Here is a 6801-nt window from a genome sequence, read left to right on the forward strand (position 1 = left end):
TAACTCCGTTTTTGGCACCTTCGATTAGCAGCAAAATAACCGACTCTAGAAAGCAGCTTTATTTATGTACAGTTCCTTATGCGGCACAAAAATAATAAATCAATGCTTTGTTGCAAGCCAAACTGACGCAAGGTTTCTAAAAGAAGGTCATAATATTGCTCTAAAGCGCAATTTAGCGTATTTTTGCCGCGCGATTTAAAAATAAACTATTCAGTGGGCTCGTTGGTTTGCATGAGTAGGATATTTATCCCTTGAACATTAAACAAGGCTTTACCTAAAAATAATGGTAGGGCACTAAATTAAACCTCCATGAAAATTTCACGCCAGCGTATCAGCCAAGCTTCTTTGTTTTTCTTTGCTACAGTATTACTTTCTTCTTGCAATCGTGGTTATGGCTGTCCTTCTAACTTTGACTTAGGTGAAACAGTTATTGAAGCAGCAAGCACGCTTGTTACTTTCTTGTTTTAGGCTGATTTTTCAGCACTAACAACCTTCAATTAGAACTATGATTAAGTGGAATGCTTTGACGAGTGTCGTTGAGGTCAATGACCTTGTTGTGCAATCACATCAGCAAGCTTGTCTTATTTTCAAGCACAGTACCCGGTGTAGCATTAGCAGTTTTGCAAAAAGTCGACTGGAGAATGATTGGAATCTTTCCGAAAAAGATATCCAACCATTTTATCTTGATTTGATCGACAACCGGGCTGTTTCTAATTATGTTGCTGATCATTTTGGCATTGACCATGAATCCCCACAGGTACTTCTGATAAAAAATGGGATTTGCGTCTATGACACTTCTCATCTTGATATTTCCGTGAACGGTATTCAGGAAGAATTAGCAGCAGCTTAAATGAGGAGGAATGGAGAACGTTGCCCGAATTATTGAAACAGAAGATGGGTCACACAGCTTGCTTAGCGAGCAGTTTGACGTGGGTTACCATTCTAAGTACGGCGCTATTCAGGAATCTGAACATGTTTTTATTCAGGCGGGCTTAGTGCCAGCTATGGCGATCAAATCATCTGTTCGCATTTTGGAGATGGGCTTTGGTTCTGGTCTTAATGCTTATCTGAGTTTACTCTTTGCAAAAGAGCAGCAAAAGGTCATTTTTTTTGAATCGATCGAAGCATTTCCTATTCCTACCGAGCAAGCCGCATCCCTCAACTACCCTACCCTGCTGAAAGGTTCAACCGAAGATTTTCTGGCTTTACACCAAGCTCCTTGGAACGAACCAGCTGTCATCACACCAAAATTTACTTTGCATAAAATCGCAGGCACCATTCAAAGCACGCCCTTGAGTGGTGGGGCTGACGTTGTTTTTTTTGATGCTTTTGCACCAAGCTCTCAGCCAGAACTTTGGGAAACACCTGTATTTGAAAAAATCTACCAAGCCATGGCCCCTGGAGGTATATTCGTCACCTACTGCGCGAAAGGGGTGGTAAAACGTTGCTTGCGTGATATTGGCTTCCAAGTGGAAGGAATCCCCGGCCCTCCAGGGAAAAGAGAAATGACCCGAGCGATTAAGATAAATACATGAGCCTGAAATCTCGCCTAATGCAGCGCTGCTTTGATTTAGCACGCCTGGGAGCAGGTTACGCCTCGCCAAATCCTATGGTTGGTGCAGTCCTTGCTTGCGGCGAGAAAATCATTGGTGAAGGCTATTTTGTAAAAGATGGAGGACCGCATGCCGAAGTAATGGCCGTACGGAGTGTAAAACCTGCCGACCGCAAATTAATAAAGCAAAGTACACTCTACGTTTCTTTGGAACCATGTAATATCTACGGCCGTACACCACCTTGTACCAACCTTATTCTTGAAGAAGGTATCCCTCACGTAATCGTCGCCGCTAGAGACCTTACTCCTGGCGTAAATGGATCTGGATTAAAGCGTCTACAAGAACATGGCGTCATCGTGGAGGAAGCTGTTCTATCAGCGCAAGGCAAAATCCTGAGTGAGTATCGCAATGTATTTGTAAGTAAAAACCGGCCCTATGTTTTGCTGAAATACGCCCAAACAGCCAATAACTTACTAGCGCCTAAAGATGGAAGTACTCAATGGCTTACCAATGGATTTAGCAAGCGGCTGGTTCATAAATGGCGAACCGAAACGGATGCTATTCTCATAGGAGCTGGCACTGCCAGAGCCGATAACCCTGCATTGACTGCTCGATTGTACCCCGGCAAGTCACCGCGCCGAGTAGTGATTGACAGAAATGGTAATCTCCCTCCTTCTCTAAAGCTCTTTGATGGTACTGCTCCCACACTGGTATTTCGTCAATCAAAGTCGTCTACTGGATCAAATATTACTTTTTTTCAGCACGACTTCACGCAGGCAGATTGGCTGCCAAAATTACTCACACAACTCAGTGGTCAAAAGATAGCCCACCTTACTGTCGAAGGAGGTGCCTGGCTGTTGCAAGAATTTGTGGCCCAAGACCTTTGGGACGAAGCTCGGGTATTTACCACCTCCGCCAACTGGAGTGATGGTTTACCCGCCCCTCGTTTAGGCAAAAAAGCCGCTAAGGAGTTCCTGCTACAGCAAGACCACCTGACGGTTCATTATAACTTTTAGTGATTATTAAAACCTCTACTATGGCTCATCGCTTGTTATTCCTTCTATTCATTCTTTCGTCTCTGGCATTAGCAGGGCAAGGCAATCAATTGGAAACAGCTCTATTTCAATTACCAGATGTGATCTTCAAGCCTATCGACACCCCTAGTGGATATGCTGCCGCTTACGAAATACAGATCAAACAACCGCTGGATCATGAACATCCGGAAAAGGGTCATTTTTACCAACGAGCTTTTCTTTCCCATCGTGGTTTTGATCGCCCTACAGTCATTTGTACAGAAGGTTACGACCGCCCAAGAAATCGCAATTATGAGCTTACTGACCTGATCAAAGGCAACCAGATTGACGTAGAACACCGCTTTTTTGGCACCAGTGTTCCCGATGAAGAAATTTTCGACTATCAATACCTCAACCTCAAGCAAGTTACAGCTGACCTGCATAAGATCAATCAACTGTTCCGGGAAATTTACCAAGGGAAATGGCTGAGTACTGGCATCAGTAAAGGTGGGCAAACAACCATTTTTTACCGCTATTTTTATCCCGAAGATGTGGATGTAAGTGTTCCTTATGTAGCTCCACTCAACCTTGCATTAGAAGAGCAGCGTATTTACACCTTCCTCGACACGGTGGGGTCGGAAGCGTGCAGAACAGCGCTATATGATGTTCAAAAAGAGGTTTTAAGCAATAGAGATTATGTACTGCCTCGCCTGAAATGGTATGCCAAAGGTGCTGGCCTACACTTCAGCTACCTAAGCCTTGAAGAAGCTTTTGAATATGCAGTACTGGAATACCCCTTTTCCTTTTGGCAATTAGGTGGCAAGTGTGAAGATATACCGACTAAAGATGCAGGAGTTGAAGCAGCCCTGGAACACATGATGGCTACCTCTGGCATCGATTTCTTCGCAGATGCAGGAATGAACGGCTATGCCAGTCATTATTATCAGGCAGGTTCAGAAATGGGCTACTACAGTTATGAGACGGAAGATTTTAAAGGCCTACTCAAAGCTTTACCGACAGAACCTCATCCAAGCGCCATCTTCATGCCAGAAGGTTTGCCCAAAAAATTTGATGGCAAGTTGGTTAATGCTGTAGCAGAATGGATTCCTGTCAATGCTGATCGCTTTATCTTTATTAATGGAAATTCAGACACTTGGTCTGCAACGGCTGTGCGCCCTACTGATGGCATTGATGCACTTTGGTTCTTCCTTGATGGCCTAGATCATGGTAAAGCCCGGATCAGGAACATGAAAACAGAGGAACGCGCCCAAATGGTTGATGCACTGGAACGGTGGCTAGATATGGAAATCGAGTAGTCTTTTGCCATTAGCCTACAACAAACTAGAGGGTTAGATGGTAAAACACCATCTAACCCTCTAACAATTTAAACCAATAAACTATTTCCGTTTACCACCAAGAATTCCCAAGAGGCCACGGGCGAGTTCGCGGGCCAGGGTTCGGCCAATCTGGCGCGTAGTGGTATTGCTCATCACTTTTTCCAGCGTAGACTTTTCACGACGACGAGAGCTAGTAGTCTTACGTGCTTTCGCTCTTTGTTCTTTCAACTCTTCCTGCCGTTCTTCCGCATGAGCGGCTTCAATTTTGTCCGTAAGGATATCATGAGCACTATCCCGATCTACCTCCTGATTGTATTTCTTCACCAAGGGCGAATCCTTCACCATACTGTTTATTTCCGCATCTGTGAGGATATCCATGCGCGATTCAGGAGCACGCAGCATTGTGTGTACCAATGGAGTCGGAATACCTTTTTCGTTTAGAGCCGTTACCAATGCTTCACCAATACCTAGTTCGGTCAGCAGCTGATCTACGTCATAAAACTCGGTAATTGGATAGTTCTGAGCGGCCAAGCGAATAGCTTTACGATCCTTAGCTGTAAAGGCACGTAAGGAATGTTGTATTTTCAGACCTAACTGTCCCAATACACTTTCTGGAATATCCGCAGGATTCTGGGTCACAAAAATAAGGCCTACCCCTTTAGAGCGAATAAGCTTTACAATCGCTTCCAACTGATCCATCAGTGCATCTGAGGCTTTATCAAAAACCAAGTGGGCTTCATCAATAAACAAAACCAATTTAGGTTTGTCAGCATCACCAGCTTCCGGAAAAGTGCTATAGATTTCTGCAAGAATCTGTAGCATAAATGTCGAAAACAACTTCGGACGATCCTGAATATCAGTCAACCTAATAACAGAAACAATACCTCGTCCCAGTTCATCTGTTCTACATAAATCATCTACTTCAAAAGAACGTTCACCAAAAAAAGTGCCCGCTCCCTGCTGTTCAAGCTCCACGATCTTACGCATGATGGAACCAACACTGGCTGTAGATATACGTCCATAAATTTCCTGCACGTCAGCTTTGCCCTCATTGGTCATAAACTGAAGCGACTTTTTAAAGTCCATCAGGTCCAGAAGAGGAAGTTCATTGTCATCACAGTACTTGAAGACAACTGCTACAATTCCTGCCTGGGTATCATTCAAGGAGAGTATTTTCGAAAACAATACCGGGCCAAATTCCGTGACAGTAGCACGCAATCGCGCTCCTTTCTCATCAGAAATAGAGAGGAATTCAACCGGGCTACCACCAGCCGTAAACGGGAGACCGATGGCCTCGTGGCGTTCGTCGATTTTGCGGTGTCCTGGAGAAGGCATCGCAATACCACTAAGGTCACCCTTCATATCCATGAGCAGGCTGGGCACCCCTTCTTTTGAAAGTTGCTCTGCTATAATTTGTAGGGTTTTCGTTTTTCCCGAACCGGTAGCTCCCGCAATCAACCCGTGGCGATTAAGCGTTGCCATTGGCAAACTTACCAAAGTGTTCGTTTGGGTTACTTTATCGAGCATTGCGCCCCCTAAAACAAAACTTGGCCCTTTAAATTGATAACCAGCATTGATGGTCTCTAAAAACTGCTCCGACATAATATCTAAATAAATTGTGGTCTTAAGACTTATTCCAGGCACTAAGGTAACTAACTAATAATTACTATTGGTTCCATTTCTCCACCCTCAACTCGTATTTGCCTTTATTAAATGGCCATAAATCGATATTGAAATTCCCCTCCAATTCGTCCTCCAACTCTACAGGCATAAAATCTTCATAGAAATCTATCCCGGTCAGGGCTTCTACTTCATCAATAGAGACCGCAAATTTATAGAGTGGCTCGTAGTTGACTTCATTATCCAAAATGAAACCGATCCCTTTCTGCTCTGGATCATCCAAATCTAAAATCACTTTGTAATAAGCCGCAGGAATGGCCACTTCATTGTCTTTGCCAATATACCCCTTAGGCTCTTTACTCAAAACAGGGCCAGTAGCAATATAAAGGCGCTTGAATTTCTTGGCCCAGTCCCGTGTCAGTTCTTCTAATTCTCGCCAAATCCCCTGATTGAAATTCCGTGACTGAGGGCTGATATTGCTCATCAAAAAAGTCTCGTCCATCGCTACCGCATCATAAGCCATATCAGCGGCGGGTACCATGTGTCCACGGTCGTACCCAGAGCCACGATAATCGTCAGGGCTAGCACTTCCTGTGCGTACAGCCGGATCCGGGCGAAAATTATCGTTGCGTGCTGTCCAAGGCTTAATGAGGTTTTCATTCGTTAGCACATACGCTACCCAATCGGCTTGCTCATAATCTTCATTATAACTCAATGTATAATCCTTATAATGATACACTTCTGACCCTCTAATTTCGGAAGGTAGAAAATGATCCTTACCAACATAGGCACTCGGTTCATCAGATTCTCCGTCAATAAGCGGTGCTTCACCTCCAGAGAAAAAACTGAACAGAAAATACAAGCCACCAGCAATAGCTCCGAAAATACCCACTTTTGCGATCATCCCGCCACTTGCCTTTGCTTGATCCGCATGATTACGGCGTAATTTAGCCATGAATTGTTGATTGAGTGAATCGTAAAAATACAAAAAGTTGCTTACTGACCACTAACATCCCCGTATTTGATAATAATTTTCTCCACTACCCTCTTTAGAAATTCACTACCCACCAAAAATGCAATTCACTTCTCTCTAAGTCTATAAAGTGTATCATTGAGAATTAAGGGATTTTAGTTGCACTTTGGCAAAGGATACTCAGGCATTATCTTTTACTTGCCCGCTCTTTCTAGATTCACAAACAACTATTATGAAAACAGGGTTCACCATCTCCTTTATCACCAATGTTTTCAGACTAAAAGGGGTCGTGCCGGTAGTAGCGT

Annotated in this window: 7 protein-coding genes; 5 read left to right on the forward strand and 2 right to left on the reverse strand. The window is 43.9% G+C overall.

Going from position 1 to position 6801, the window contains the following annotated elements; translation table 11 throughout:
• The first annotated feature begins 309 nt into the window (after window positions 1-309).
• The 5 genes from ACRBG0_RS13605 to ACRBG0_RS13625 are packed head-to-tail and all read left to right on the forward strand — an operon-like array spanning window position 310 to window position 3882.
• On the forward strand, window positions 310-468 hold the full coding sequence (locus ACRBG0_RS13605; RefSeq protein ID WP_431487416.1) for a hypothetical protein: 159 nt from the start codon (window positions 310-312) through the stop codon (window positions 466-468).
• Window positions 469-505: 37 nt separating this feature from the next.
• Window positions 506-850: a bacillithiol system redox-active protein YtxJ gene (gene ytxJ / locus ACRBG0_RS13610; RefSeq protein ID WP_431487417.1), complete on the forward strand. Its 345-nt coding sequence runs from the start codon at window positions 506-508 to the stop codon at window positions 848-850.
• A gap of 10 nt (window positions 851-860) precedes the next feature.
• Window positions 861-1535, forward strand: coding sequence for a tRNA (5-methylaminomethyl-2-thiouridine)(34)-methyltransferase MnmD (gene mnmD, locus ACRBG0_RS13615; RefSeq protein WP_431487418.1), 675 nt, complete (start codon window positions 861-863; stop codon window positions 1533-1535).
• The gene (ribD, locus tag ACRBG0_RS13620) at window positions 1532-2569 is read left to right on the forward strand and encodes a bifunctional diaminohydroxyphosphoribosylaminopyrimidine deaminase/5-amino-6-(5-phosphoribosylamino)uracil reductase RibD (protein ID WP_431487419.1); all 1038 of its coding nucleotides are present in this window, start codon (window positions 1532-1534) and stop codon (window positions 2567-2569) included. The genes mnmD and ribD overlap by 4 nt, the downstream gene beginning before the upstream one ends.
• A gap of 20 nt (window positions 2570-2589) precedes the next feature.
• Complete coding sequence (locus tag ACRBG0_RS13625) at window positions 2590-3882, forward strand: S28 family serine protease (protein WP_431487420.1); 1293 nt, start codon at window positions 2590-2592, stop codon at window positions 3880-3882.
• Between the two features lie 81 nt (window positions 3883-3963).
• On the opposite strand, the gene ACRBG0_RS13630 is transcribed toward ACRBG0_RS13625, so the two are convergent.
• Window positions 3964-5505: a helicase HerA-like domain-containing protein gene (locus ACRBG0_RS13630; protein WP_431487421.1), complete on the reverse strand. Its 1542-nt coding sequence runs from the start codon at window positions 5503-5505 to the stop codon at window positions 3964-3966.
• A gap of 64 nt (window positions 5506-5569) precedes the next feature.
• A complete protein-coding gene (locus ACRBG0_RS13635; protein ID WP_431487422.1) occupies window positions 5570-6478 on the reverse strand; it encodes a DNA/RNA non-specific endonuclease in 909 nt (302 codons plus the stop codon).
• Window positions 6479-6801 lie beyond the last annotated feature (323 nt).

It is taken from the genome of Lewinella sp., from assembly GCF_050633125.1.
Classification (GTDB): domain Bacteria; phylum Bacteroidota; class Bacteroidia; order Chitinophagales; family Saprospiraceae; genus Lewinella.

Coding starts and splice junctions, on each gene's coding strand:
- ACRBG0_RS13605 (WP_431487416.1), top strand. CDS start 310: ATGAAAATTTCACGCCAGCGTATCAGCCAAGCTTCTTTGTTTTTCTTT.
- ytxJ (WP_431487417.1), top strand. CDS start 506: ATGATTAAGTGGAATGCTTTGACGAGTGTCGTTGAGGTCAATGACCTT.
- mnmD (WP_431487418.1), top strand. CDS start 861: ATGGAGAACGTTGCCCGAATTATTGAAACAGAAGATGGGTCACACAGC.
- ribD (WP_431487419.1), top strand. CDS start 1,532: ATGAGCCTGAAATCTCGCCTAATGCAGCGCTGCTTTGATTTAGCACGC.
- ACRBG0_RS13625 (WP_431487420.1), top strand. CDS start 2,590: ATGGCTCATCGCTTGTTATTCCTTCTATTCATTCTTTCGTCTCTGGCA.
- ACRBG0_RS13630 (WP_431487421.1), bottom strand. CDS start 5,505: ATGTCGGAGCAGTTTTTAGAGACCATCAATGCTGGTTATCAATTTAAA.
- ACRBG0_RS13635 (WP_431487422.1), bottom strand. CDS start 6,478: ATGGCTAAATTACGCCGTAATCATGCGGATCAAGCAAAGGCAAGTGGC.